General features: G+C 39.6%; 22 protein-coding genes. All 22 read right to left on the bottom strand.

Going from position 1 to position 25,436, the window contains the following annotated elements:
• Positions 1 to 707: 707 nt before the first annotated feature.
• Positions 708 to 5,006: a PolC-type DNA polymerase III gene (locus tag FZF09_RS16670; protein WP_158737726.1), complete on the bottom strand. Its 4,299-nt coding sequence runs from the start codon at positions 5,004 to 5,006 to the stop codon at positions 708 to 710.
• A gap of 181 nt (positions 5,007 to 5,187) precedes the next feature.
• The gene (locus FZF09_RS16665; RefSeq protein WP_158737725.1) at positions 5,188 to 6,900 is read right to left on the bottom strand and encodes a proline--tRNA ligase; all 1,713 of its coding nucleotides are present in this window, start codon (positions 6,898 to 6,900) and stop codon (positions 5,188 to 5,190) included.
• A gap of 53 nt (positions 6,901 to 6,953) precedes the next feature.
• Positions 6,954 to 8,216 (bottom strand): RIP metalloprotease RseP, encoded by a 1,263-nt coding sequence (gene rseP, locus FZF09_RS16660; protein WP_158737724.1) that lies wholly within the window; start codon positions 8,214 to 8,216, stop codon positions 6,954 to 6,956.
• A 13-nt stretch (positions 8,217 to 8,229) separates the two neighbouring features.
• On the bottom strand, positions 8,230 to 9,378 hold the full coding sequence (locus FZF09_RS16655; protein ID WP_158737723.1) for a 1-deoxy-D-xylulose-5-phosphate reductoisomerase: 1,149 nt from the start codon (positions 9,376 to 9,378) through the stop codon (positions 8,230 to 8,232).
• Between the two features lie 39 nt (positions 9,379 to 9,417).
• Positions 9,418 to 10,218 (bottom strand): phosphatidate cytidylyltransferase, encoded by an 801-nt coding sequence (locus FZF09_RS16650; RefSeq protein WP_158737722.1) that lies wholly within the window; start codon positions 10,216 to 10,218, stop codon positions 9,418 to 9,420.
• A gap of 14 nt (positions 10,219 to 10,232) precedes the next feature.
• The gene (locus FZF09_RS16645; protein WP_158737756.1) at positions 10,233 to 10,997 is read right to left on the bottom strand and encodes an undecaprenyl pyrophosphate synthase; all 765 of its coding nucleotides are present in this window, start codon (positions 10,995 to 10,997) and stop codon (positions 10,233 to 10,235) included.
• Between the two features lie 152 nt (positions 10,998 to 11,149).
• On the bottom strand, positions 11,150 to 11,707 hold the full coding sequence (gene frr / locus FZF09_RS16640; protein ID WP_158737721.1) for a ribosome recycling factor: 558 nt from the start codon (positions 11,705 to 11,707) through the stop codon (positions 11,150 to 11,152).
• Positions 11,707 to 12,426 carry a UMP kinase gene (gene pyrH / locus FZF09_RS16635; RefSeq protein WP_158737720.1) on the bottom strand — a complete coding sequence of 240 codons (720 nt, stop codon included), beginning with the start codon at positions 12,424 to 12,426 and terminating at the stop codon, positions 11,707 to 11,709. Before pyrH ends, frr begins: the two co-directional genes overlap by 1 nt.
• Before the next feature lie 258 nt (positions 12,427 to 12,684).
• On the bottom strand, positions 12,685 to 13,566 hold the full coding sequence (gene tsf / locus FZF09_RS16630; RefSeq protein WP_158737719.1) for a translation elongation factor Ts: 882 nt from the start codon (positions 13,564 to 13,566) through the stop codon (positions 12,685 to 12,687).
• 163 nt (positions 13,567 to 13,729) lie between these two features.
• A complete protein-coding gene (gene rpsB / locus FZF09_RS16625; RefSeq protein ID WP_158737718.1) occupies positions 13,730 to 14,485 on the bottom strand; it encodes a 30S ribosomal protein S2 in 756 nt (251 codons plus the stop codon).
• A 149-nt stretch (positions 14,486 to 14,634) separates the two neighbouring features.
• Positions 14,635 to 15,153: a DUF6115 domain-containing protein gene (locus tag FZF09_RS16620; RefSeq protein WP_158737717.1), complete on the bottom strand. Its 519-nt coding sequence runs from the start codon at positions 15,151 to 15,153 to the stop codon at positions 14,635 to 14,637.
• Between the two features lie 9 nt (positions 15,154 to 15,162).
• A complete protein-coding gene (locus FZF09_RS16615; RefSeq protein WP_158737716.1) occupies positions 15,163 to 15,477 on the bottom strand; it encodes a hypothetical protein in 315 nt (104 codons plus the stop codon).
• A 43-nt stretch (positions 15,478 to 15,520) separates the two neighbouring features.
• Positions 15,521 to 16,900, bottom strand: a complete 1,380-nt coding sequence (locus FZF09_RS16610) for a flagellar assembly protein A (protein ID WP_158737715.1) — start codon at positions 16,898 to 16,900, stop codon at positions 15,521 to 15,523.
• 61 nt (positions 16,901 to 16,961) lie between these two features.
• Positions 16,962 to 17,732, bottom strand: a complete 771-nt coding sequence (locus tag FZF09_RS16605) for a FliA/WhiG family RNA polymerase sigma factor (RefSeq protein WP_158737714.1) — start codon at positions 17,730 to 17,732, stop codon at positions 16,962 to 16,964.
• A gap of 13 nt (positions 17,733 to 17,745) precedes the next feature.
• Positions 17,746 to 18,075 carry a hypothetical protein gene (locus FZF09_RS16600; protein WP_158737713.1) on the bottom strand — a complete coding sequence of 110 codons (330 nt, stop codon included), beginning with the start codon at positions 18,073 to 18,075 and terminating at the stop codon, positions 17,746 to 17,748.
• Positions 18,075 to 18,575, bottom strand: a complete 501-nt coding sequence (locus FZF09_RS16595) for a chemotaxis protein CheD (protein WP_158737712.1) — start codon at positions 18,573 to 18,575, stop codon at positions 18,075 to 18,077. Before FZF09_RS16595 ends, FZF09_RS16600 begins: the two co-directional genes overlap by 1 nt.
• Entirely contained in the window at positions 18,572 to 19,207 is a 636-nt protein-coding gene (locus tag FZF09_RS16590) for a chemotaxis protein CheC (protein ID WP_158737711.1), read from the bottom strand. The genes FZF09_RS16595 and FZF09_RS16590 overlap by 4 nt, the downstream gene beginning before the upstream one ends.
• Before the next feature lie 27 nt (positions 19,208 to 19,234).
• Positions 19,235 to 20,284: a protein-glutamate methylesterase/protein-glutamine glutaminase gene (locus tag FZF09_RS16585; RefSeq protein WP_158737710.1), complete on the bottom strand. Its 1,050-nt coding sequence runs from the start codon at positions 20,282 to 20,284 to the stop codon at positions 19,235 to 19,237.
• Positions 20,277 to 21,161 carry a MinD/ParA family protein gene (locus FZF09_RS16580; RefSeq protein ID WP_158737709.1) on the bottom strand — a complete coding sequence of 295 codons (885 nt, stop codon included), beginning with the start codon at positions 21,159 to 21,161 and terminating at the stop codon, positions 20,277 to 20,279. The genes FZF09_RS16585 and FZF09_RS16580 overlap by 8 nt, the downstream gene beginning before the upstream one ends.
• Positions 21,154 to 22,290 (bottom strand): flagellar biosynthesis GTPase FlhF, encoded by a 1,137-nt coding sequence (flhF, locus tag FZF09_RS16575; RefSeq protein ID WP_158737708.1) that lies wholly within the window; start codon positions 22,288 to 22,290, stop codon positions 21,154 to 21,156. The genes FZF09_RS16580 and flhF overlap by 8 nt, the downstream gene beginning before the upstream one ends.
• Positions 22,287 to 24,323, bottom strand: a complete 2,037-nt coding sequence (gene flhA, locus FZF09_RS16570; RefSeq protein WP_158737707.1) for a flagellar biosynthesis protein FlhA — start codon at positions 24,321 to 24,323, stop codon at positions 22,287 to 22,289. The genes flhF and flhA overlap by 4 nt, the downstream gene beginning before the upstream one ends.
• 30 nt (positions 24,324 to 24,353) lie before the next feature.
• Positions 24,354 to 25,436, bottom strand: coding sequence for a flagellar biosynthesis protein FlhB (gene flhB, locus FZF09_RS16565; RefSeq protein WP_158737706.1), 1,083 nt, complete (start codon positions 25,434 to 25,436; stop codon positions 24,354 to 24,356).

Genomic DNA, 25,436 nt, shown 5'->3' with positions numbered 1-25,436 from the left:
TTAGAAAAACTTGGCTTGCCGCCAATTCCTTATGACGGAAGCCTTAGTGCAAAGTTAAATTTTTTCCAAAAGTATTAGAAAAACTCGGCTTGTCGACGAGTTCTTATGGCGAATGAATGCCGTGCTTTCTATACAGTGTTAGAAAAGCATGTGACATTTTCTTCTAGAAACGTGAAGGGGGCGCGATGCCTTTAAATGCATCATTCATGTTATTATCAACAGCCATGCTAAATGACCCGGTACAGGAAGCAACGCAGAATTCAAAAACACAGGTAATCCTTACCGCCAAATGGCGGAAGTCGTAGTTTTGCTTATACTTTGATCTTTTAACATTGTTAACATTCTTAAAGTATAAAACAAGGATTTTCTTAGTATGGATCAATTTAAGTCTTTACATGTGTGTGAACCAGTATCTTAAAAGAATGCTATAATTGCAAACGAAAGAGTGGGTAATTACCCACTCTTCGCCCCGTGCATATTTGAAGTATCCATCAAAAAGACTACCACACTCTGCCATAGAATGCAACATACTCCGGTTTCGACAAATGACGCCATTTCTAAGAAAACGGAAGCTCCCTAATAAAGGAAGTTGGGCTAAGGTTGAATATCAAGCTCTTTCTACAGCAAATGATCCATTATTTCATGCACCCGAGCGGCGAGTTGTTAAGGATAGACAGAACACGCCGCATGTAAAAAAGTTATATTGCTTAAAAAAGAGATAGTTGATTTGAGTCGGGCAGACCTTCAAGACAACCATGTAAATCTAAATGCTCAATAACTGTTTTTGTTGCTTTACTCCGCTGCTGCAAGTCTTCTTTAGACAAAAATTCTCCAGCTTCTCTAGCTTTTTCAATATTAACCGCCGCGTTCGTACCTACCCCGTCGAGCGCGTTAAATGGAGGAATTAAGCTGTCCCCATCAACAACAAACTCTGTTGCTTTCGAGCGGTACAAATCTACTTTTTGAAAAGTAAATCCTCTTTCACACATTTCAAGCGCCAGCTCTAATACTGTTACTAAACTTTTTTCTTTTGGTGAAGCGTCCAGACCTTTCGCTTGAATTTCCTCAATTCTGCTTCGGATAGAAGCAGCTCCTTTAACCATTGTTCCCAGATCAAAGTCATCGGCCCTGACCGTAAAGTAAGCTGCATAAAATAATATAGGATAATGGACTTTAAAATAAGCAATACGTACAGCCATTAACACATAAGCTGCGGCGTGTGCTTTCGGGAACATATATTTAATTTTCAGGCACGATTCAATATACCAATCAGGAACGCCGTGCTTTTTCATTTCTTCTACCCATTCTTCTTGCAGTCCTCTGCCTTTTCGGACAAATTCCATGATCTTAAAGGAGAGCGAGTGTTCCACACCTTTGTAAATGAGATAAACCATAATGTCATCACGACAGCCGATCACATCTTTTAGCACACACGTACCGCTTTGGATAAGTTCCTGTGCATTACCAAGCCACACATCTGCCCCGTGGGACAGCCCGGATATTTGAACAAGCTCCGAAAATGTGCTTGGATTTGTCTCTTCAAGCATCTGCCGAACAAACCTAGTACCGAACTCAGGTATACCGTATGTTCCTGTTTTACACAGTATTTGTTCTGGCGTCACTCCGAGTACTTCCGGTCCGCTAAATATCTTCATAACTTCTTCGTCATCTGTAGGTATCGTTTTTGGATCTATCCCGCTCAGATCTTGAAGCATACGAATCACCGTTGGATCATCGTGACCGAGTATATCAAGTTTTAACAAATTATCGTGAATGGAATGAAAGTCAAAATGTGTTGTTCTCCATTCTGACCCCTTATCATCCGCCGGAAATTGAATCGGACAGAAATCATGAATATCATATTCATCCGGGACAACGATAATCCCGCCTGGATGTTGTCCTGTTGTGCGTTTCACCCCTGTACATCCGGAAACCAGTCTATCGATTTCTGCCCCTCGGTAATGAATATCCAAATCTCCTTGGTAGCCTTTAACAAAACCATAAGCTGTTTTATCTGCTACTGTTCCAATCGTACCAGCACGGTAAACACTGTCTTCTCCAAACAGCTCTTTTGTATAGTTATGAGCAATCGGCTGATATTCCCCGGAAAAGTTCAAGTCAATATCCGGCACTTTATCCCCTTTAAACCCGAGAAACGTTTCAAATGGGATATCTTGTCCATCTTTCACGTAAGATGTTCCGCATTGTTCACATTCTTTATCAGGTAAATCAAAGCCAGAACCGACAGAACCATCGTTAAAGAAATGCGAATGCTTACAAGACGGACATACGTAGTGCGGAGGGAGCGGATTTACTTCTGTAATTTCTGTCATGGTTGCAACAAAAGAGGAACCTACCGAGCCGCGTGAACCTACCAGATAGCCGTCATCTAAAGATTTTTTTACGAGCTTCTGAGATATTAAATAAATAACAGCGAAGCCATGGCCGATTATACTTTCTAATTCTTTTTCGAGCCTTTTTTCTACAATTTCAGGCAATGGATCACCATAAATACTTTTAGCCATCCCATAACTCATTTCACGAATTTCCTGGTCGGACCCTTCGATGTTTGGTGTGTATAATTCATCAGGAATAGGATGGATTTCCTCGACACGGGCAGCAAGCTCTCGAGCATTATCAATAACTATTGATCGTGCTGTATCAGCTTCAAGAAAAGAAAAGCTCTCTATCATTTCATTGGTCGTTTTAAAATGAACTTGCGGCAAGGTTTGTTTATTTAATGGATTAGCCCCGCCTTGTGAAGCAATTAATATCTTTCTATATACGTGATCTTCTGGTTCCATGTAATGAGCATTCCCTGTAGCAATGACAGGTTTTCCGAGTTCCTCACCCAGCGTGATTATTTTTTTCAAAATATCATAAATAGCATCCTCGTTTCGAAGCAGTTCTTTTTCGACGAGATGAGAATAATTACCAGGAGGCTGTACTTCTAGGTAGTCATAAAACTCAGCAGCTTTCTTTGCTTCGTCTCCTGATTTTTGCATCATCGTCTCAAAAACTTCGCCTTTGTCGCATCCAGAACCTACTAAAATACCTTTGCGGTGCTTTTGAAGTTTGGATCTTGGAATACGAGGAGTCCGGAAAAAGTAATCAATATGAGACATAGATACGAGTTTATATAAATTTTTTAACCCTTCTTGATTTTCAGCGATTAACGTGCAATGAGATGGTCTAAGCCGATGAAAATCACCTTGTCCCATATTTTTATTTAATTCATAGTGGCGGTTTATTCCTTTTTCTATTGCGTCTTTGACCATTTTCCATAACAAATAACCGGTAGCCTCCGCATCATAAATCGCGCGGTGATGGCTGACCAGTTCTATGTCAAACTTTTTACAAAGCGTGTTTAAACGGTGGTTTTTTAATTGCGGATAGAGAAAACGGCCCAGTTCTAACGTGTCAATCACTGGGTTTTCAGCAGTTTCTATATTTGCTTTTTTATATCCTTCATTTAAAAAGCCCATATCAAAGCTGGCATTGTGAGCCACAAGGACGGCATCATCCGTAAATTCTTTGAAATCTTTTAAGACCGTACTCACTTCTGGGGCATTTTCAACCATATCATCGGTAATACCAGTAAGGTCTATTATTGTGTCTGACAGCTTCTCATGCGGATTCGCAAAAGATTCAAAACGATCAACAATTTCTCCGTCTTTCACTTTTACTGCTGCTAATTCAATAATGGTATCGTATACGACCGAGAGACCAGTCGTTTCGACGTCAAAAACAACAAATGTGTCATCATATAGATTTCTGTCCGCCTCGTTATAAGCAATGGGTACACCGTCATCTACAAGATTTGCTTCCATTCCGTACAACACTTTAATTCCATGTTTCTGTGCAGCATTATAAGCTTCCGGGAAAGCTTGTACCACTCCGTGATCTGTAATAGCGACGGCTTCATGTCCCCATTCTGCTGCTTTTTCTACATATTGAGAAGCTGTAACAGTAGCGTCCATTTGACTCATCACTGTATGAGCGTGCAATTCTACTCTTTTCTCTTCAGCTTCATCTGTTCGAATTTCCGGCTGTATTTGAATAATATCATTTGCGATCATAACTAAATCACGAACAAATGTATCATTTTGTACGCCGCCTCGTACTTTCAGCCACATTCCTTTTTTGAGTGCTTCAAATTGAGGAACATCTTCTTTATCTCTTGAAAACATTTTCACCAATATGGAGTCCGTATAATCGGTTATTTTAAAAGTTAATAATGTCCTGCCGCTTCTAAGTTCTCTTGTTTCAGCCTCAAATACATAACCTTGTACGGTCATTCGTCTTTCTTCTTCTTGAATGGTTTCTAGCGGTACCGGTTCATCTTTTATCGGATATCCAATCTGCAAGGTTTTCACTTTATTTTCTTCCTGCGCTTGTTTTTCCTGCTTTTTCTTTTCCATCATTGCTTGCACTATTTTAGAGCGGTCTTCTTGTTTCTTTTTTTCCTCAAACTGCGCTACCTCTTCTGCTGACGTTTCCACTTTCGTCTCTATTTGACAGGTCGGAAAACCGAATTCAGCCAATATTTCATTAAGAGGCTCATGCAATCGGCGTTCAAGCGCAGCACCTTCTGCTTCATTTTTACAAATAATCGTTAATTTGTTACCCGTAATCGTTGGTGTTCTGCCATTTAAACGTTGTCTTACGTAGGGAGCTAATCCTTCGAGCCTGTTTATAATAGAAGGCCAGTAGGAAGGTATATTTGACAGTGGCAGTACTTCCTGTTCATAGGAAATAGAAAATTGCACAGAGGCTATTTGTTGAAAAGCTCTAGTAATTCTTTCTTCTAATTGTAAAAATGCTTCATACGGAAGAGGAGTTAACAATGTGAATCGAAAATGCCACTTCTTTTCTTCTTTCCATATCGTTAATTTGTCAACTTTTCCTCCTTTAAAATGCTCATCGATAACATCTTTTGGCATCATAATCTGTTGAAGGAGCAATTGAAAACGATCTTTTCTAATTTGATTCTCCTCGGTGCTCATAGGATATATCCTCCCCATCATTAGAAAAACTCAACTTGTTTCCATATAAAACACCACGTTCTATGTTTCTTACATATTCAGTTTATATATTTTTTAAACCGTTAAAAGCATCATTGGAAACAAAAAGGCTGTTTTAAATAGACTCTGTTATTAGAGCCTGAAAACAGCCTTGACTCATGTATCAAAATAATTCTTTTTCTATGGATGCTAAATGCGTGGGCAAATCATTAATATGCACTTCTTCCATCTTTCCATCCCGTCTTGTTTTTACTTCTACTATTTGTTCTGCTGCCTTTTTGCCACATGCTATTCGGATCGGGAGACCAAAAAGATCAGAATCCTTAAATTTAACGCCTGCACGCTCTTTTCTATCATCATAAAGTACATCGTATCCTGCTTTTTTCAGCGTTTCATATAATGTTTCACCTAGCTGGTTCTGCTCTTCCTGCTTTGGATTTAACACTAACAGATGTAGATCATACGGTGAAACAGCCTTTGGCCACATTAATCCGTTATCGTCATGGTGCTGTTCTACAATCGCAGCAATAGTTCTGCTCACACCGATTCCATAACAGCCCATAATAATTGGCTGGGCCCGTCCGTTCTCATCCAAATACTGAGCTCCCAAGGCTTCACTATATTTTGTTCCAAGTTTAAAGACGTGACCTACTTCAATCCCTTTGGCAAATTGGATCGTACCTTTTCCATCAGGGGATGGATCCCCTTCTTGTACGAGACGGAAATCACCATATTTTTCGACTTTAAAATCACGGTCTGGATGTACATTTTGATAGTGCTTGTCTACTAGATTTGCTCCGCAAACACCCGAAGATACAGCCTTTACCGCAAAGTCACATACGATTGTTACTTCTTCTGGTGCGTTTACCGGTCCGATAAAACCAGCTTCTGTTCCCATAATATGTTGAATGTCTTCTGTTTCTGCTAACATTACGTTTTCTGCGTCAAAAGCATTTTGGACTTTTATTTCATTTATCTCATGATCGCCCCGGCAGACAATCAACACAGGTTTATCATCTATTAGAAACAGTACTGATTTTAACAAGCTGCTACTCTCTATTTCAAGGCCGTTCGTTAAATCTTCAATTGTTCTCATCCCTGGTGTGTCTAATTCTTTTAAGCTTTTAGAAGGAGAAACCGCTTTTTCATACATATCCGGCAGCTCAGCAATTTCAATATTTGCTGCGTATTCAGAGCCATTTGAATAGGCAATCGTGTCTTCTCCCACATCAGAAAGCACCATGAATTCGTGGGTACCGCCTTTTCCTCCAATCGCACCTGCATCCGCTTTTACAGCACGAAAATCCAATCCGCACCTTTTAAATATATTTGTATACGCCTCATACATTGCTCTGTAATTTTTGTCCAGACCCTCTTTATTCGTATCAAATGAATAAGCATCTTTCATAATAAATTCACGAGAGCGAAGCACACCAAACCTTGGTCTGCGTTCATCTCGATATTTCGTTTGAATTTGATATAAGTTCATCGGCAGTTTTTTATACGAGTTTACTTCATCTCGAATAAGGCTCGTGATAACTTCTTCATGCGTTGCCCCTAGCACAAAGTCCCGTTCATGCCTGTCCTTTAATCGTATAAGTTCAGGGCCGTAATCATCCAACCGTCCAGATTCCTCCCATAACTCAGCAGGTTGAATAGCAGGCATTAATAACTCCTGACCGCCGGCAGCGTCCATTTCCTCCCGAATAATCTGTTCGACCTTGCGAAGGACTTTGCGTCCGAGCGGCAAATAAGAATAAATCCCAGAGGCTGTCTGGCGAATAAGACCAGCTCTAAGCATTAGCTGATGACTCGGTATATCTGCTCCCTGGGGAACCTCTCTCATCGTAGGACTGAAAAATAATTGCTGTCTCATAAACGAAGAACCCTCTTTCTTATGTTATTACGTCCACTAATTGTTAGCATTGTCTACATAAAAAATTTATTAATATCATTCCAGGTGACTACTAGCATCAACAAAAAGAGCAAGGCAAATCCAATAAAATGAATCATCCCTTCTTTTTGAGGATCTATTGGCTTTCCGCGCACGGCTTCTGCAAAGATAAACAGCAGTCTTCCTCCATCCAAAGCCGGAAGTGGAAGTAAATTAACGATCCCAAGGTTGACACTTAACATAGCGGCCCATTGAATAAGCACAGCCATTCCTAATGAAGCAGCTTCTCCCGTATAATTATAGATACCTACTGGCCCAGATAAATAATCAAGTGAAAATTGACCAGTAACAATCATTCCTAATACATCAAAAATAAGCATGCTCACTTGATAGACTTGACTCGCCCCATATTGGACAGCTTCGAGAGGAGAGTGTGCCATTACACTTGCTACCCCAATTATACCAACTTCTTCCTCTGCCATTTCATCATACCTCGAATTTGTCTCCACAGGGATAGTAAGGTTTTCCCCGTTTCTAACTACTTCGAAAGTAATTTCTTCATTTGGATGCTCGCGAATAGCCGTAGTCATTTCATCCCAGCTGCTTACTTCTTGGCCTTCAATCGCTAAAACCTCGTCACCTTCTGCAAGTCCTGCTTCCCTAGCTGGACTCTCCTCTGTGAATTCTCCTAACTTGGCATCGTCCTGAGGCACTCCGCTAATCAATCCAAAAGTCACAAGAATGACGAATGCCAGTGCAAAATTCATAAATGGGCCGGCAAAAATAGCAACTGCTTTCTGCCATGGCTTTTTTGAACCATATTGACGATCGAGCGGGGCGATCTGTTCAGCTTTTTCATCTACAATGACATCACATTTATCATCTACCTTAAATGTTTGCAGCCCTGCTTCCTCGTCTGTATATGCTTCAATTTGCAAACGTCTTTCAAGATCTATCCGCTCTACAGAAACAACTTTTGCTTCAGGATGCTTTGATTTGTTGTTTACAATAATTTGGCGAACTTTATTTTCATGATTGAATACAAGACCAACTTCGTACCCAGGTCTGATTTGTACAGCTTCCGGATCTTCTCCTGCCATGCGGACAAACCCGCCTAACGGTAATAAACGAATAGTATAGACGGTTTCATTTTTCTTAGTCGAGAAAATTTTCGGCCCAAAACCGATAGCAAATTCACGGCAAAGGATGCCAGCTTTTTTTGCAAAATAAAGATGCCCCCACTCATGAACAGCTACCAGTACACCAAATATAATAATTATCGCTATTAAAGTATCCACGTTTCTCCCACCTTCATCCTATTCGAGAGCTAACATATGTCCTTGTTTCCTTATCTACTTCCAAAATAGTATCAAGGGACGGACCAGCAATGACCTGATGACGCTCTAGAGCTTTTTCTATGTGTTCTTCAATCGAAAGAAATGTTATTTTTCCTTGCAGAAATTGTTTCACTGCTTCCTCGTTAGCTGCATTTAACACCGCAGGTAAAGTTCCGCCCGTTCTTCCTGCTTCATAAGCATAGCGTAAACAACGGTATCGGTCAAAATCAGGCTTATCAAAATGCAGTTTTCCTATTTCCCATAAGTTTAACCTGTTCGTATCTCTTAATTCAAGCCTTTCTGGATAAGACATTGCATATTGAATAGGAACTCTCATATCAGGGGTACCAAGCTGAGCAAGAACGCTTTTATCACGATATTCAACGAGTGAATGAATAATGCTTTCTTTATGAAGAAGGACTTCAATGTCATCATAAGGGATATTAAAAAGCCAGTGCGCTTCTATTACTTCGAATCCTTTATTCATCATTGTTGCTGAATCAATTGTTATTTTAGCACCCATGTTCCAATTAGGGTGATTTAGAGCATCTTCTACCGAAACCTCTTCCAATTGATCACGTGTATACTCTCTAAAACTCCCCCCAGAAGCTGTCAGGATAAGCCTTTCCACTTCATCGATGCGGTTTCCCTCGAGGCTTTGAAAGATTGCCGAATGTTCGCTGTCTACCGGCAAAAGGTTTACATTATGCGCTTTTGCTTTTTCTGTAACTAAGTGCCCGGCTGTTACTAACGTTTCTTTATTGGCAATTCCGATGTCCACTCCAGCTTCCATTGCCTGCAAAGTCGGTTCAAGACCAAGACTTCCAACTAAAGCATTCATTAAAAAATCAGCATCATGTAACACAGATGCTTCAATAAGTCCCTCTTTTCCATAGAATACTTTCACAACATCTCCGAATTGCTGTTGGATTTTTTCTGCATCTTGTTTTTGTTCTACAGCCACGACACGCGGCTTAAACTCCTGGACCTGTTCAATAACACGTTCTACATTTCTGCCGGCTGCAAGGGATATAAGATTAAAACGGTCAGGGTGCTTTCGAATAACATCAAGTGTTTGGGTGCCAATGGAGCCAGTGGAACCTATTAAAGCTATGTTTTTCATTGATATGCTCCTTTATGATATGTGAAATGTATATAGTCTTTATCCAAAAAAGTGTAAAAAGTGCAATATCGGCATCACAAAAATTAAACTGTCAAACCGGTCAAGAACGCCTCCGTGCCCAGGTAATACGCTGCCAGAGTCTTTCACGGCATAATGGCGCTTTAATGCCGATTCAACAAGGTCGCCAAGTTGACCAAAAACGGAAGTCACAATGATAAAAGCGGCTAAAGTAAAGGTTGAAGAAAACACAGGGAAAAACGAATGAAACAATACACCGATCACTGCAGCAACAACAATTCCCCCGATAAATCCTTCAACCGTTTTTTTAGGGCTTATATGTGGAGATAATTTATGTTTCCCCCATTTTTTCCCTACAAAATAGGCACCAGAATCTGTAGCCCAAATAATGAACAAGATTAAAAAAACCATCACAAGACCAATATCTTCAAGATTTCTAGCTAAAATAAGGTGATGAAACCCATATCCAATATAAACAGAGGATAATATAACAAAACCCGCTTCATCAAATGTAAACGTATTTTTCGTGACCACCGTTAAAGCCAAAAGCAATAAAATCATCATTAAAAATAATTCTACTTTCGACACGTGCAAAAGAAGCGGAATATCAAGCCATGCCGCAGGAACTAATAAAATCCACATAATAATTAAACTAATAATTCCCATTAACGATAAAGGTTTGATTTGTTTCATCTTTAACAGCTCATACATTGCAATGGAAGCGACGACGGCAATTGCAAGAGTGAATACATTATCTCCTATTATTACGACGCTTAGTAATGCGATTGCACCAATAATTCCGGTAATAAGTCGCTGTTTCATGTTTCGTCCTCCATTTATACACCGCCGTACCGCCTTTTGCGCTGTTGATACGTCTGAATGGCTTGCATTAGATCATTTTCCTTGAAATCAGGCCAAAGCACTTCTGTAAACCAAAATTCGCTGTATGCAAGCTGCCAAAGCATAAAGTTACTAAGGCGCTTTTCACCGCTTGTCCGTATGAGCAAATCAGGATCAGGAAGCCCGCTGCTTAAAAGACGATCGGAAATCATTTTTTCATCAATATCCTGAGGAGATAATTCTCCTTTTGAAATGCTTTCTCCCATCTTTTTCATCATATGCACTAATTCGTGTCTGCTTCCATAATTCAAAGCAAAATTTAATAACATACCCGTGTTTTCAGATGTTTCTTCAACGGCTTTTCTTACAGCTTGAATTGTATGAGGCGGAAGAAGTGTTTCATCCCCCATAATCCTTACTTTTACATTGTTTTTTTGAAGTTTCGGTAATTCCTTTGATAAAAATCTTTCTGGCAACTTCATCAAAAAATCCACTTCTGACTTGGGCCTTTTCCAATTCTCTGTAGAAAAAGCGTACAATGTCAAATATTTCACGCCGAGTTCATCTGCTTTTTCAACAACTTTATTAATTACTTTCATGCCTTCTCTATGTCCGGCTATCCTCGGCAGCCCTTTTTGTTTAGCCCAACGTCCATTACCGTCCATAATAATTGCTATATGTGTGGGAATATTGTTTGGGTCTAAGGGTGTGTTACTTTGTTCACTATTCATTTCTGCGGGATGAAAAAATCGATTAATCATATAGAGGGCACCAGCCTTTGTTAAGGTATAACGAATATGTAAGTTAAGCATACATCATCTATACTCATTTTTCATTCTTTAACGGTGCAAAAAAACCCTCCTAACTAAGAAGAGGGTTTTATTAGCACGTTCTCATTGTAACGTGATTTGCCTTAAACTTCCATAATTTCTTGCTCTTTATTTTCAGCAGCTTTGTCGATTGTATTAATATGTTTATCCGTTACCTTTTGTACTTCATCTTGGTGTCTGCGCAGCTCATCTTCCGTAATTTCGCCCTCTTTTTGCTGCTTTTTCAATTCATCATTTGCATCGCGGCGTATATTTCGCACAGCAACCCTGGCATCTTCCGCGTATTTTTTTACTAATTTACTTAATTCTTTTCTTCGTTCCTCTGTTAACGAAGGGATGTTAATGCGGATAACTTCCCCATCATTATTTGGCGACAGGCCAAGATCAGCTTTTTGTATTCCTTTTTCAACATCTCCAATAGAAGATTTATCGAACGGAGTAACAATAAGAAGTCTTGCTTCCGGTACAGAAATCGTGGCAAGTTGATTCAAAGGTGTTTCTGCTCCATAGTAATTAACCATTACTTTATCAAGCATTGACGGATTTGCCCGTCCAGCTCGCAGCGTCGCCAATTCTCGGTTAAGAGACTCGACGGATTTACCCATTTTTTCAGTTGCTTCTTGAATTTTTTCTTTCGCCATTATTCGTTCCCCCTGACCACGGTTCCTATATCTTCACCAAGAACCGCTTTTTTAATATTTCCTTCTTCCATAATAGAGAAAACAAGCAGCGGGATATTGTTATCCATGCATAGAGTAGAGGCGGTTGAATCCATAACCCCTAACCCGCCGTTTAAGAGATCTAAATATGTTAATTCCCTGTATTTTTTTGCATTTTCATTTACAAATGGATCTGCGTCATATACTCCGTCTACTTTGTTTTTAGCCATTAATATAACTTCTGCTTCAATTTCCGCTGCTCTAAGCGCTGCAGTCGTATCGGTCGAAAAGTACGGATTTCCTGTACCAGCAGCAAAAATAACGACGCGTTTTTTTTCGAGATGACGTATAGCTTTACGGCGTATGTATGGTTCTGCTACCTGTCTCATTTCAATAGACGTCTGCACTCTTGTTTCCACCTCATTATCCTCTAAACTGTCTTGCAGAGCTAATGAATTCATCACCGTTGCCAGCATGCCCATGTAATCAGCGGTAGCCCGGTCCATCCCTTTTGAACTGCCTGCCATACCGCGCCAAATATTGCCGCCGCCGACAACTACAGCTACTTCTACATCTAATTTTACAATTTCTTTTATCTGCGAAGCAATGGATTGAATAACATCCGGATCAATTCCATATCCTTGCTGCCCTGCCAAGGCTTCTCCGCTCAATTTCAATACTACCCTATTGTATTTTCCCATGTTTAACCCCCGTTTTCCTTAAATGCAGTGTGAGCGTGGTTAAAGCGTTAAAACTGTTGGACCGTTCTAAATATTTGAGTTATCACTTATGAAAAAGAGGGGCTGCCCTTATCTACGAAGCAGTCCCTGTTTCTCAAACAAAAAGAAGGGGCCGGGGTAGACCTTCTCAATAGAAGAGGGTACCTGGTGTAATCCACCAGATTGCCGCTGTAAATCATTTGAGACAGCTACGCCTTTCAGCCCCTGCCAAGTGTTTTATTATTTTTTCACTTGTGACATTACTTCTTCAGCGAAGTTATCCTCACGTTTTTCCATGCCTTCTCCCACTTCATAACGAACAAACGTTTTGACAGAAGCACCCTTACTTTTCACATATTTACCAACTTTTTGATCGGAATCTTTAACAAATTCTTGATCAAGCAGACAAATTTGTTCAAAATATTTATTGATACGGCCTTCTACCATTTTTTCTACAATATTTTCTGGTTTGCCTTCATTTAAAGCTTGCTGTTTTAACACTTCACGTTCTTTTTCCGTTTCTTCTGCAGGTACTTCATCGCGGGAAACATAGCTTGGGTTGATAGCAGCGACATGCATTGCAATATCTTTTGCCAAATCTTCGTCTGTTGTACCTTCTAAGAGAGTCAGCACGCCAATACGGCCGCCCATGTGCAAGTAAGCACCAAATGCTGCATTATCGTCTTTTTGAACAACTTCAAAACGGCGGAGAGAAATTTTTTCACCAATTTTTGCAATTTGATCATTAATGTACGCTTCTAGTGTAGCACCGTTTTCCATTTCTCCGGAAAGAGCAGCTTCTACATCAGCTGGCTCCTTTTCAAGCAAGTAGCCTGCGATGTTTTGAACGAGATTTTGAAAGTTTTCATTTTTTGCAACGAAGTCCGTTTCTGCGTTCACTTCTACAATAACTGCTTTGTTCCCTTCATTTGTTACGTACGTAAGACCTTCTGCCGCTACACGGTCTGCTTTTTTAGCTGCTTTAGAAATTCCTTTTTCGCGAAGGTAATTTACTGCTTCTTCCATATTACCGTCCGTTTCTGACAATGCTTTTTTGCAGTCCATCATACCTGCACCTGTTTTTTCACGAAGTTCTTTTACCATGCTAGCCGAAATTGCCATGGATTATTCCTCCTCCAAGTAGTATAAAAGTGTGTTAAGTACATTTTCACTGATTGAAAAGCAAATTATGCAAGGAAAAAGGGTGACAAAGGGCATGCCCCTTTTATCACCCTTTATAGTTAAGCATATATCTACCTGCTAAAGAGCAGGGATGTTGTGAAGATTAGGAAAGGGTTTCTTCTTCTTCCTTCTCTTCTGCTTCGTTTTCTTTTGGCTGTTCAACTACAGCTTCTTCTGCTCCTTGAGTAGCTTCGATAACAGCGTCTGCCATTTTAGAAGTTAAAAGACGTACAGCACGAATCGCGTCATCATTACCAGGAATCACTTTATTAATTTCATCAGGGTCACAGTTCGTGTCCACGATAGAAATAATCGGAATGTTTAATTTATGAGCTTCCGCAACAGCGATACGCTCTTTGCGCGGGTCAATGATGAAAATAGCGTCTGGAAGTTCGTTCATTTCTTTAATACCGCCAAGAAATTTCTCAAGACGATCCATTTCTTTTTTCAAAAGCATAACTTCTTTTTTTGGAAGAACATCAAATGTTCCATCTTCCTGCATTTTTTCAATGTCTTTCAGGCGTGCGATACGCTTACGGATTGTTGCAAAGTTTGTAAGCGTTCCGCCGAGCCAGCGCTGGTTGATGTAATACATCCCAGAGCGCTGCGCTTCTTCACGGACAGAATCTTGTGCTTGCTTTTTCGTTCCAACAAACAAGATTTTACCACCGTCTGCTGCAAGATCACGCACATACTTGTACGCTTCTTCTACTTTCTTCACCGTTTTTTGTAAATCAATGATGTAGATGCCGTTTCGCTCTGTAAAGATATAACGGCTCATTTTCGGGTTCCAGCGGCGTGTTTGATGCCCGAAGTGAACCCCTGCTTCTAACAGTTGTTTCATGGATATAACAGCCATGTTTATTCCTCCTTAGGTTTTTTCCTCCGTCTGCTTCATATTTAAGCAAGACCCTGTCAAGGGCACCGTTGCTTAAATCAGTCAGACGTGTGTAATAACACCGTGGATTAATATACCATACGTTTTGTAGCAACGCAAGATTGTCAGCGCTATTTATGATAAAATTTTAAAAGTAAACCGACTTCTCCTTTTCCCATATTAAGTTTTTTTGCAATCTCATCTTGCTTATATCCTTGTGAAGCAAGAGACAGAACTTGCGCTTGGGAAGATTGTTCTACCGTATCCTCTGCTTTTTGATCTGTTAGAGGAGAATAATTTTCAAATGAAGGTTCAGCAGGTTGGGGAGCTGGTTCATGGAAAGATTGATGTTTATTTTTATATTTTTGAACCTCGAGCCCATTCTTCTTTTCCTCCGTATTTATCGGAAAATAATCCTGATCTTGTTTAAGATTGGACGTGCTCTTTTCATGGAGTAAATGTTTTAATTCTTCGTTTTCTTTTTTTATATCTGCTGTATAGCTTTCCAATACTTCTTCCATATCTTCACGCATACCATATAGCTCGCGCCGTTCTTCTTTTAACTTTTGCTGTTGTTGATAAAAAAGAATGAAAATAAAAAATGTAAGCAAATGGAAAGCCATGCTGATAACAAGTAAAACAATGGTCATTTTTTATTCCTACCCTGTATAATCAATCTTTTTTCCTTTATAAGGATGATCTATCGTCTCGTTTTCTTCTTTTTTTGCTTTTCTGTTTTCACCAGTAAAGCAGCTCTCTCGGCTCGTCTCGCCGTCTTTTTGTTTTTCAAAATGATTTTTATTCGTTTCTTGTTTATTAGTAACTTGTGTCCGTTCTTTTTTATGTTCTTTTTCTTGTACAGCTGCCATCCTGTCCTGAGCCGCTTGAGATCGCTGCTGAAGCTGCTCTTGAATTTTACCTGCATCCTGTGTTCTTGGAATAGCTACTTGTAACTCAACCGCTTTCCAACTCATTATTCCGCCTCCTAATCAGGACTATTACGAACGTATAATGAACTTATACTATTTTCAGTGCAATTTCTCCTTCTTCATATAGCATTTTTACCTTTTTGTAAGTCGAATTTATCTTACGGCGGTATTTTCCAAAATGAAAATCAACATTCGGATGCAGTGTTCCTTCAATAATTACTATACCATTTTCTTCATTATTAAACATACCGTGCATTTCTTCTAGTTCTTCAGCTGCATCTTTTGCCCGCTCTTTCCAAGACTTAAGGGTATTGCGAGCTCTTAGTTTCATCACTCTTTCTTTAGAGGACAGAGGTATCCCTTCTTTCTCCTTTGCCTCCAATGCTTTTAACAGCTGCATGATTTTTTGGCTTTCTTCTTTCGCTTCTATTAGTGTATGTTCGTGTTGACGCTGCACGTTTAAAAAATAATGTGGAACACCAATGAAAAAAGAAGTGGCCGTATTCATAGGATTGCCAGCTTCTTTTACGTGAATGGAACGAACAGCAGATAAATTCCCCCCTACCACGAGCCCTCTGTTTTGCAGACAATTAATGCTTTCTCCTGCCTCACAATTACTATGCATGATGGCTTGTTTGACAGTGATTGTGCCTCCTGCTTGTACTTTCGCTTCATTTAAATAAGTTGTTTCAATGTCCTTTCCTGCTTGAATGAAACCTTTATTTTGAGCAGTAACACCTGAAGAAATATAAATCGAGCCTTCCGCTTCTAGATAGGCACCTTCTACTGTTCCTTGTACTCTTATATCTCCCTTGGCTTTTACTTCAAAACCTGCTGGAATATTACCACGGATTTGAACGTTCCCAGTAAAATCAATATTTCCGGTCTTTAAATCTAGATCGCCATTAATTTCATACAATGGATAAACATGGATGGTCTTTTTTTGGATACTGACTTGTCCAGATGTTACCGCGTAAAGACAGCTGCCTTCCACTTTCGTGTTTTTTCCAGGACGAAGCACAAAATCACGCCCATCTTTTGCTTCTAACACTTCATTATCTACTGCTCTTCCATCCCTGCCTTTTTCAGCTGCTACTTTTTCACCGACAAGCTCACCTTGCTCTACCATTGGAATGTCCACGACATTTTTTAAATTGACTGCCCCTTTTGTTTCTTCCATTTCTTGCTGTTTCTCGTCTTGTAATGCTGGCTTTATATATGCATGTCCTCCATCTTTAGGAGCGATTCCTACCGCCACTTCTATTGGAAAAGCAACAGAAGACGGATCATTTACTAAAGCATCAATGTTTTCATCAAGGACCCCAAAAACGACACTCTCTTCCTTTAAAAAAACATCCCACTCTTCTTTCGTCCAAACAGAAGTGGACTCTAAAGAAGCAGCAGCCAAAACATGGGCTGAAAGCTTATCTTCCGAAATCCTCACTTCGAAAAAATCTTGTAAACTCATAGTATCAAGCCTTCTTTTTTACGAAATGAAATACAACATAGAACGAAAACCGATTTTTGACTTAGCTCTCCAAGCGTTTCATCAAAGCCTGTTTTAATCGAAAAAGGGCTTTAGAATGGATTTGAGATATACGGGAAGTGGAGAGATTCATAATTACTCCTATTTCTGTTAATGTCATTTCTTCTTGATAAAATAACCCAATTACTGTCTTTTCTTTTTCCGGTAAATTCTGAATGACCTCAGCTAGTTCCTGTAATGCTGCCGTCTTTATTAATGTTTCTTCTGGTGACAATACGTCCCTATCTTCTATGGAAGCACTAAACGTTTCTTCTCGTTCTCCTTCTGGTGTTTCTTCATCAATCGATAAGGTATTAGCAAAAAAACTTTCTGCTGCAATTTTTCTTACCTCTTCTCCACTCATACTCAGGGCTTTTCCTACTTCTTCTTCCGAAACATAACGACCATATTTTTGTTCGAGATTTTCCATGGTTTCTTCTATTTTTTTGGCTTTTTCCCTTAAAGATCTTGGCATCCAATCTTCTTGACGCAGTCCGTCAATAATGGCGCCTCGAATGCGAAAAGAAGCATACGTATCAAATTTTAACTCCCTTGAGAAATCAAATTTTTTCATAGCGTCATATAATCCTGTTAATCCATGGCTGATTAATTCTTCTTTTGCTACATTTTTGGGAAGGTTTGATCCAATTCGCTGAACATGGTAATGAACGAGCGGCATATATGCTTCTACCAATTGATCGGCAGCATTCTCGTCGCCGTTTCTTATCCATTTATCCCATATCTCTTGATGAGCATGCGTAGTAGAACGTGCCATAAAGAGCCTCCTTTCACTCGTTCAGCTTTTCTTTAATAAATCGAGACGCCGATTCTATTTCTTCTTCTGACAAAGAATCCTCATTTTCTTCTTTTTCTTCAGACTCTCTGTCCTTTTGTTCAACAGACTCCTCTTGTGTTTTGTCATCATCTTCTTCTGGGGCCGCCTGTATTTTTCGAAGCATCCAGCGGAACAAAAAAGCAGTGACGAAGACAATGAGACTAAAAAGTCCTGCTCTGATCAACGAAGTCGTTAATAGATTTACTCTCCATGACAAGAAAAAGAAAACAATAAACCCTATAAGTGCAGCAAAAACATTTGTTTTCCACGAATCAAATTTCATTAAATCACGGCCTCTCCTTGATTGACCGTACGAATGTGAAGCGTGCTAAGCTCTGGGTCAAATTCAATGGTTCTTCCTTTGTTCCCGCCAATATCTTCTGCTGCTACAGGTATACGATATTTTCGTAATATTTTTTTTACAGCCTCTGCGTTTCTTGGACCGATTCTCATGATGTCATTTGTTGAAGAAATAGAGAACATTTGGGCACCTCCTGCTATTTTTGCTTTCATATTTTGGATGGAACACCCCTTTGTTTGCAGCACGGCTACGACATCCTCTATAGCTGTATCTGCAAATTTAGCTCGGTTTATTTGTTTATATTTTGCCATGGTAGAATCTGGGAGCATGATATGCGCTAAAGCAGCTTTCTTTTTCCATTGATCATACACAACTACACCTACACAAGAGCCAAGTCCGGAAGTGCGTATTGTGTTTGGGAATTCTATTTGCTTCCATTCAGCCATTCCTACTTTTATTACCTTTTTATGGTCAAGTTTCATGGCAGCTCTACCCCTAAGGCTTCAAAAATTTTTATAAACGCATCAGGATCAGGAAACAGAAAAAATTGACCAGTGGCTGCAGAAGGCGTGTTCCCTTCGGTTTCTTTCATCTCCGTATCGATAACAATTGCATAATCACCTGCTTGAGAGATTTCTATCAACCCTGAACTCATCACAGCTCCCGCCATGTCTACAGCCAATGAGGGGACGGAAGGCTGCATATTGATCGATGTAAAATCAGATAATGCAGACAAGTACGAACCAGCTAATATGTTTCCTAATTCTTGCAGGGCAGAGCCCGCCAACTCATCGAATGTTCCTTCTGCTATATCTACTTTCTTACCCGTTAAATAATAGGATAACTCTTCTGCCTCTTTTTTTTGCAGAATAAGAAACATGCTGCCAGGCGCTTCTCCTGTAATACGAAGAAAAGTGGCTGCAACAATCGTTTCTTCCCCGCCTGCTAACGCTTGCAGTTCCTGAAAACCAGCAATTCGAACAGAAGGCACTTTCATATCTATTTTTTTATTTAATAGTTGTGATAAAGACGTTGCTGCATTACCAGCTCCAATGTTTCCTGCCTCTTTTAGTACATCTAAATGAAAAGGTTTAATTTGTTGAATAACTTCCATTTTCTTATTCCCGCCTTTACACAAAATTCAAGTTCTGCAAAATTGTTGATTTAGAAAAGGGGCTATTTCGTCAAGATCTAAATTGTAGTCAGTCTTAGCTGTATTGGCAGCTGCTTTAGGCATTCCGTAGACAATGGCAGTTTTTTTCGATTCCGCCACTGCAATACAGCTTTTGTTCTTTTTCATTTCCAGTAAGCCTTTTGCACCATCACTTCCCATACCTGTCATAATTAACGCAGCTGCATGATAATCTTTTAATTCAGCCAATGAAGAAAAGAGAACATCTACCGAAGGACGATGACCATTTAACGGAGGAGCGTTTGTCACTTCATTAATAAGAGACATCCCCATTTTTCTCACTTTTAAATGGTTTCCTCCTGGGGCTATGTATGCTGTTCCTTTTTTAGCTACTTCTCCATCTACTGCTTCTTTAATAGTAATACTGCTTAACTGATCCAGGCGTTTAGCTAAAGAATTCGTAAATGCTGGCGGCATATGCTGTACGATAAATATCGGTGCTGGGAAATTTCTTTCTAAACGCGGCAATACGTTCTGAAGAGCTTTTGGCCCCCCGGTTGATGTACCAATAGCCAAAATTTTTTTCCCCTCTATCGTGTGAGAAAATGTCTTTTTTGCTGGCAGCCTCCCTGGAATGGTCTTCTTATTTAAATGAGCGCTCATATTCACCTTCGCAGCAGCTTCAATCTTAAAAATTAAATCTTCTTTGATGAGGTGTAAATCTAAAGAAATAGCTCCAGAAGGTTTCCCAACAAAATCGACAGCTCCTGCTTCCATTGCCTGCATGGTCTGTTCGGCCCCCTCTTGGGTTAATGAACTGACCATAACTACCGGACAAGGGTGTTCGCTCATTATATGGGTTAATGCTTCTAAGCCTCCCATTTCAGGCATCTCTATATCCAAGGTTACAACGCTGTACTTGTGTTTTTTTATTTTTTTAAGGGCATCTTTCCCGTTTCTTGCTGTGTCGTTTACTTTCATGCCAGGATGTTCATTAATAAAATCAGATATGAGTTTCCGCATAAAAGCTGAATCATCTACCACTAATACATTAATCATTTTTAGGCCCCCTTTTGAGAAAACCTTTCATCTGCGTCAAAAATTGACGAAAAGCGGGCTTTTTTTCTGGAAGATTTTCTTTTCCAATAAAAGAATTCGCGCAAGCCTTTATTGCTTTTGCAGCAGGGGATGCAGGATATTTCAAACGAAACGGCGATTGCTGTTTCACTGCTTTTAACACATGTTTATCATAAGGTACACTTCCTAGAATAGATAATTCTTTTTCTAAAAATCGCCTAGCCACCCTTTGCAGATTCTCTGCCGTCTGCTTGCCCTCTATGTTTGATTCCGTCCGGTTTACAAGTATTGAACTCGTCAAAAACGGGTCTTTGGAGTGAATATATTTCAACATGGCATAGGCATCTGTAATGGATGTTGGTTCTGGGGTGGTAATAATAATAGTTTCATTGGATGCTAGAATAAAATTCAAACCATCCTCACTTGCCCCGGCCCCCATATCAAAAACGATAAAATCAAAGCATCCATCCAGTAATGCCATCTGCTGAGAAAAACGGTCTTGTTTCGCTGCTGTCATTTCAAATACCTTCGTTAACCCAGAACCTCCGGCTATTAATTGTATACCACACGGACCCTCTTCCATAATGTCCCAAATGGACCGATCATGTTCAATTACATCGACTACATGAGAAGACGGCATCAAGCCCATTAAAATATCGAGATTTGCCATTCCAATATCAAGATCAAATAACAGGACTTTTTTTCCTTGTTCTGCTAATGACAGAGAAAAATTTAATGATATATTTGATTTACCTACACCGCCTTTGCCGCTGATCACTGAAATAACCTTTGTATGCCGCTTTATATCTTCTTTATTATGTTCCATTACTTTTCGTAAATTTTGAGCTTGATCACGCATGGCCATCCTCCTCAAATATCCATTCTGTTACTTTCTTTGGATCGGCCGCTTCTATATCATCCGGCACGCTTTGGCCATTTGTAACATAGGCTGTGCCCGTATTTGTTTCCGCTATCATATTGATCATAGGCCCAACATAAGAAGTTTCATCCTTTTTTGTAAATATAAATTTATCGATTGGAATAAGCGAAAATTGTTCGTGTATTTTTTTCATATCTTTGTATTTAGAAGTAAGAGCCAATACAAGATAGGTGGACATATCTTCTTTAAAATCAATCAATTTTTGAAGCTCTTCCACATATATAGGATTTCTGAAATTTCGTCCTGCCGAATCAACAAGAATGATATCTTTATCTTGAAACATTTCTTTTGCTTTTTGAAAATCGTCTATAGAATAGGCGACTTCAATGGGAAGGTCTAATATTTTGGCATATGTTTTCAACTGTTCTACTGCTCCTATACGGTAGGTATCAGTTGTAATAAAAGCTACAGATTGTTTTTGTTCTAAATGATAATATGCCGCCATTTTTGCTATCGTTGTGGTTTTCCCGACACCGGTAGGTCCTATTAAATTAATGATTTTTTTCGATGGAAGAGCCGGCCCAAATTCCATCTGCTGTAACATTTTCATAAGATATGTTTTCGTCCATTTGAGGACTAATTCATCATCTGGGTTTTCGGTACGATACCATTCTGAAAGCAATTCTTTAATCAATTGGTATCTGATATGTTCGTTAATTTCCTGTTCTTTGAGCTTAGCATCGATACGTTGAATTGGAACAGGATAGCCATTCACTGATACTTTTTCTTGCCGGTGCAATGAAGAAATCATTTTCTTCAGTTCCTGTACCTCTTTTTGCAAATCTTCCGTTGGTTTTACCGGCGCAGAACGCGGCAGTTCTTCTATATTCGTTTTCACCGGTTGAGCAGGCTGAGGTTTTGGCGGTGTCGAAGCTTTAGTATCATCGAGTGCAGCAATTACCTCAATGCTTTTCTTTTTGAAAAAGCCAAGAATACCGCCTGCATACACAGGCTTTGAGTTTAAAATAACTGCTTCTTCACCAAGTTCCGTTCTAATTTTTTTCATTGCTTCTGGCATATCTTTCGCTGTAAATTTTTTTACTTTCATTCGGCGCTCACCACTCCCACGCTTTGGACTTCGACATTAGGCTCAAGTTCGTTATAAGACAAAACAGGGACTTGTGGAAAAAATCGTTCTATCATTTGATATATATACATTCTCACTGCTGGTGAACAAAGCAGTATAGGTGTTTGCCCCATTTCTGATAGTCTTTCTGCTTCTTTACCGATTTTTTCTATAAGAGATTGAGAATCTTCAGGATTCATGGCCAAGTAATTTCCATGTTCCGTTTGCTGTACGGAATCAGCTATTTTCTTCTCCGCATTGCCGCTCATCGTTACAACATATAAAGGTTCTCCAGATACAGAATATTGTTTTGTAATTTGCCTTGAGAGAGATTGTCTCACATACTCTGTAATAAGCGTCATATCTTTTGATAATGGACCATATTCAGCGAGAGTTTCGAAAATCGTCGGCAAGTTTCGAATCGATACTTTTTCTTTTAATAAATTTGACAAAACTTTTTGTATCTCTCCCAATCCAAGCGGGTTCGGTGTCACTTCTTCTACAAGCGTTGGATAGCTTTCTTTTAAATGATCAACAAGCTGTTTAGTTTCTTCACGTCCGAGCAGTTCGTGTGCATGTGCTTTTATCACTTCCGTTAAGTGAGTGGAAACTACGGATGGCGGGTCAACGACTGTGTAACCGGCTAATTCAGCTTGTTCTTTCATTTCTTCCCCAATCCACAACGCCGGCAATCCAAAAGCTGGTTCAGTGGTTTCAATCCCAGAAATATTTTCATCTTCCACGCCTGGACTCATAGCCATATAATGATCGAGCAGCAATTCACCGTTTGCCACTTCATTGCCTCTCATTTTGATGACATACTCATTTGGCTGAAGCTGGATATTATCCCGTATACGGATGACCGGGACGACCATTCCCATCTCAAGAGCAAGCTGACGTCTGATCATCACAACACGGTCAAGCAAATCACCGCCTTGGTTTGCATCAGCTAAAGGAATCAGGCCGTAGCCAAACTCAAACTCGATTGGATCTATCGTTAACAAGCTCACAACATTTTCAGGTGATTTCATCTCATCTTCTTCTTGCTCATCTTCAGGTTCTTCTTCATCGCGGGTGATTTTTTGTTCGGTCTGCTTTAAGAAATAACCTAATGATGCGAGAATTCCAGCAATGACGGTCGTTAATAAAATTTGAATAGGAGTAAAGATTCCCAGCAGAAAAATGGCTCCTGCTGCAACAAATAGCATTGTCGGATAGGCAAAAAGCTGTTTGGTTACATCATGTCCAAGATTACCTTCAGATGCCGCCCGGGTGACTACTATTCCTGTCGCTGTTGATACGAGTAAAGCCGGTATTTGACTGACAAGACCATCCCCGACCGTAAGAAGCGTGTATGTATTGGCTGCCTCACCAACTCCCATGCCGTGTTCTACCATGCCAATAACAAGCCCAAAAATCATATTAATAATAACAATAACAATCCCTGCTATGGCATCTCCTTTTACAAACTTACTAGCGCCGTCCATAGACCCGTAAAAATCCGCTTCTTGTTCAATTTTTTCACGCCGTCCTTTTGCTTCTTGCTCCGATATCATACCTGCATTTAAATCGGCATCAATACTCATTTGTTTACCTGGCATCGCGTCCAGCGTAAAGCGAGCTCCAACTTCTGACACACGTTCGGCCCCTTTTACGATAACGACAAATTGAATAATAATTAATATTAAAAACACCACAAAACCAACAAGTGCACTACCGCCAATAACAAAATTTCCGAAAGTGTCAATTACATTGCCCGCTTCAGCGTTACCTAAGATGGAACGGGTCGTAGATACATTAAGACCTAAACGAAACAAGGTGACAAGCAGAAGCAATGTCGGGAAAATGGAAAATTCCAACGGCTCTTTTGTATTCATCGAAACTAAAATAATAACAAGGGCAAGAGAAATATTAATAATAATTAATATATCCAGCATGACCGTTGGCAGCGGGATAATAAGCATAATAACAATTAAGATAACACCTAATAATACAGAAAATTCTCTTGCTCCCATAGATAATACTCCTTTTATTCTTTCCTATTTTCATATAAGCTGATTTTTCAATCGGTACACATAAGCAAGTACTTCCGCTACTGCTTTAAACAATTCTTCTGGTACTTCATCCCCAATATCTGTCTGGTTGTATAAAGCTCTAGCCAGTGGTTTGTTTTCAACTAGAATGACATCATTGTTTTTAGCGATTGTTTTTATTCGAAGAGCAACAAAATCGGCTCCTTTTGCTGTGATTTTTGGTGCGGCCATTTTATCCTCTTCATAAGTAAGAGCAATTGCAAAATGGGTTGGATTGGTGATAACTACATCTGCTTTAGGAACCTCCTGCATCATACGCTGCATCGCCATATCCATTTGTTTTTTGCGGCGTTTAGATTTAATGAGAGGGTCTCCCTCCATTTTTTTCTGTTCATCCTTTACATCCTGTTTAGACATCCGGATTTGTTTTTCATGATCGTATTTTTGGTAGATATAATCTGGAATCGACAAAAACAATAGGAGAAGTGCTGCCGAAACTCCTATAATGCCAGTCAGCCTGGCAATTTCGCCAAATCCATCTGACACACTTTTTTGCGATAAAAACATTAATGAATCCAGGCTCAGCCAAATAATCGTGAAAACGAGCATGCCGACAAGCAATATTTTCAGCATCGATTTTAGAAATTCAACCAAAGCTCTTAAAGAAAATATTCGTTTAAACCCACTCAAAGGATTAATTTTTTCCAATTTGAATTTGATCGCTTCAGGGGTGAACATAAAACCGACTTGAAGCATGGACGCTCCCATTCCTACAAAAAGGGCAACAAGCATTATCGGCATCATGACTAAGGCTGAGTTTATACTTAATTCTTTAAAAATGGCTGGAATAGTGTTAGTGGTAATATCCCACTGAATATACTCTTGATAGACGTGCTGCATCATCGTAAACAAATGAGTTCCGAGTACACCGCCATAAAGAAACATAAACAAAAAAACAGCCAGCAGTATAAATGCCGTATTAACATCTGTGCTTTTTGGCACCTGACCTTTATTTCTCGTTTCTTGCTTTTTTTTCGGCGTTGCTTTTTCGGTTTTTTCCTGAGCAAAAAACTGGAGGTTTAATCTAAGTCTCAT

The organism is Alteribacillus sp. YIM 98480 (genome assembly GCF_009765375.1).
GTDB lineage: Bacteria > Bacillota > Bacilli > Bacillales > Marinococcaceae > Alteribacillus.
Note: the sequence above shows the minus strand (reverse complement) of the source record. Positions and strands in the feature narration are given on the sequence as shown.

What these genes read in the sequence shown, in the direction of transcription:
- FZF09_RS16670 (WP_158737726.1), bottom strand. Translation starts at nt 5,006, where the DNA reads ATGAGCACCGAGGAGAATCAAATTAGAAAAGATCGTTTTCAATTGCTC.
- FZF09_RS16665 (WP_158737725.1), bottom strand. Translation starts at nt 6,900, where the DNA reads ATGAGACAGCAATTATTTTTCAGTCCTACGATGAGAGAGGTTCCCCAG.
- FZF09_RS16655 (WP_158737723.1), bottom strand. Translation starts at nt 9,378, where the DNA reads ATGAAAAACATAGCTTTAATAGGTTCCACTGGCTCCATTGGCACCCAA.
- FZF09_RS16650 (WP_158737722.1), bottom strand. Translation starts at nt 10,218, where the DNA reads ATGAAACAGCGACTTATTACCGGAATTATTGGTGCAATCGCATTACTA.
- FZF09_RS16645 (WP_158737756.1), bottom strand. Translation starts at nt 10,997, where the DNA reads ATGATTAATCGATTTTTTCATCCCGCAGAAATGAATAGTGAACAAAGT.
- frr (WP_158737721.1), bottom strand. Translation starts at nt 11,707, where the DNA reads ATGGCGAAAGAAAAAATTCAAGAAGCAACTGAAAAAATGGGTAAATCC.
- pyrH (WP_158737720.1), bottom strand. Translation starts at nt 12,426, where the DNA reads ATGGGAAAATACAATAGGGTAGTATTGAAATTGAGCGGAGAAGCCTTG.
- tsf (WP_158737719.1), bottom strand. Translation starts at nt 13,566, where the DNA reads ATGGCAATTTCGGCTAGCATGGTAAAAGAACTTCGTGAAAAAACAGGT.
- rpsB (WP_158737718.1), bottom strand. Translation starts at nt 14,485, where the DNA reads ATGGCTGTTATATCCATGAAACAACTGTTAGAAGCAGGGGTTCACTTC.
- FZF09_RS16620 (WP_158737717.1), bottom strand. Translation starts at nt 15,153, where the DNA reads ATGACCATTGTTTTACTTGTTATCAGCATGGCTTTCCATTTGCTTACA.
- FZF09_RS16615 (WP_158737716.1), bottom strand. Translation starts at nt 15,477, where the DNA reads ATGAGTTGGAAAGCGGTTGAGTTACAAGTAGCTATTCCAAGAACACAG.
- FZF09_RS16610 (WP_158737715.1), bottom strand. Translation starts at nt 16,900, where the DNA reads ATGAGTTTACAAGATTTTTTCGAAGTGAGGATTTCGGAAGATAAGCTT.
- FZF09_RS16605 (WP_158737714.1), bottom strand. Translation starts at nt 17,732, where the DNA reads ATGGCACGTTCTACTACGCATGCTCATCAAGAGATATGGGATAAATGG.
- FZF09_RS16600 (WP_158737713.1), bottom strand. Translation starts at nt 18,075, where the DNA reads ATGAAATTTGATTCGTGGAAAACAAATGTTTTTGCTGCACTTATAGGG.
- FZF09_RS16595 (WP_158737712.1), bottom strand. Translation starts at nt 18,575, where the DNA reads ATGAAACTTGACCATAAAAAGGTAATAAAAGTAGGAATGGCTGAATGG.
- FZF09_RS16590 (WP_158737711.1), bottom strand. Translation starts at nt 19,207, where the DNA reads ATGGAAGTTATTCAACAAATTAAACCTTTTCATTTAGATGTACTAAAA.
- FZF09_RS16585 (WP_158737710.1), bottom strand. Translation starts at nt 20,284, where the DNA reads ATGATTAATGTATTAGTGGTAGATGATTCAGCTTTTATGCGGAAACTC.
- FZF09_RS16580 (WP_158737709.1), bottom strand. Translation starts at nt 21,161, where the DNA reads ATGCGTGATCAAGCTCAAAATTTACGAAAAGTAATGGAACATAATAAA.
- flhF (WP_158737708.1), bottom strand. Translation starts at nt 22,290, where the DNA reads ATGAAAGTAAAAAAATTTACAGCGAAAGATATGCCAGAAGCAATGAAA.
- flhA (WP_158737707.1), bottom strand. Translation starts at nt 24,323, where the DNA reads ATGGGAGCAAGAGAATTTTCTGTATTATTAGGTGTTATCTTAATTGTT.
- flhB (WP_158737706.1), bottom strand. Translation starts at nt 25,436, where the DNA reads ATGAGACTTAGATTAAACCTCCAGTTTTTTGCTCAGGAAAAAACCGAA.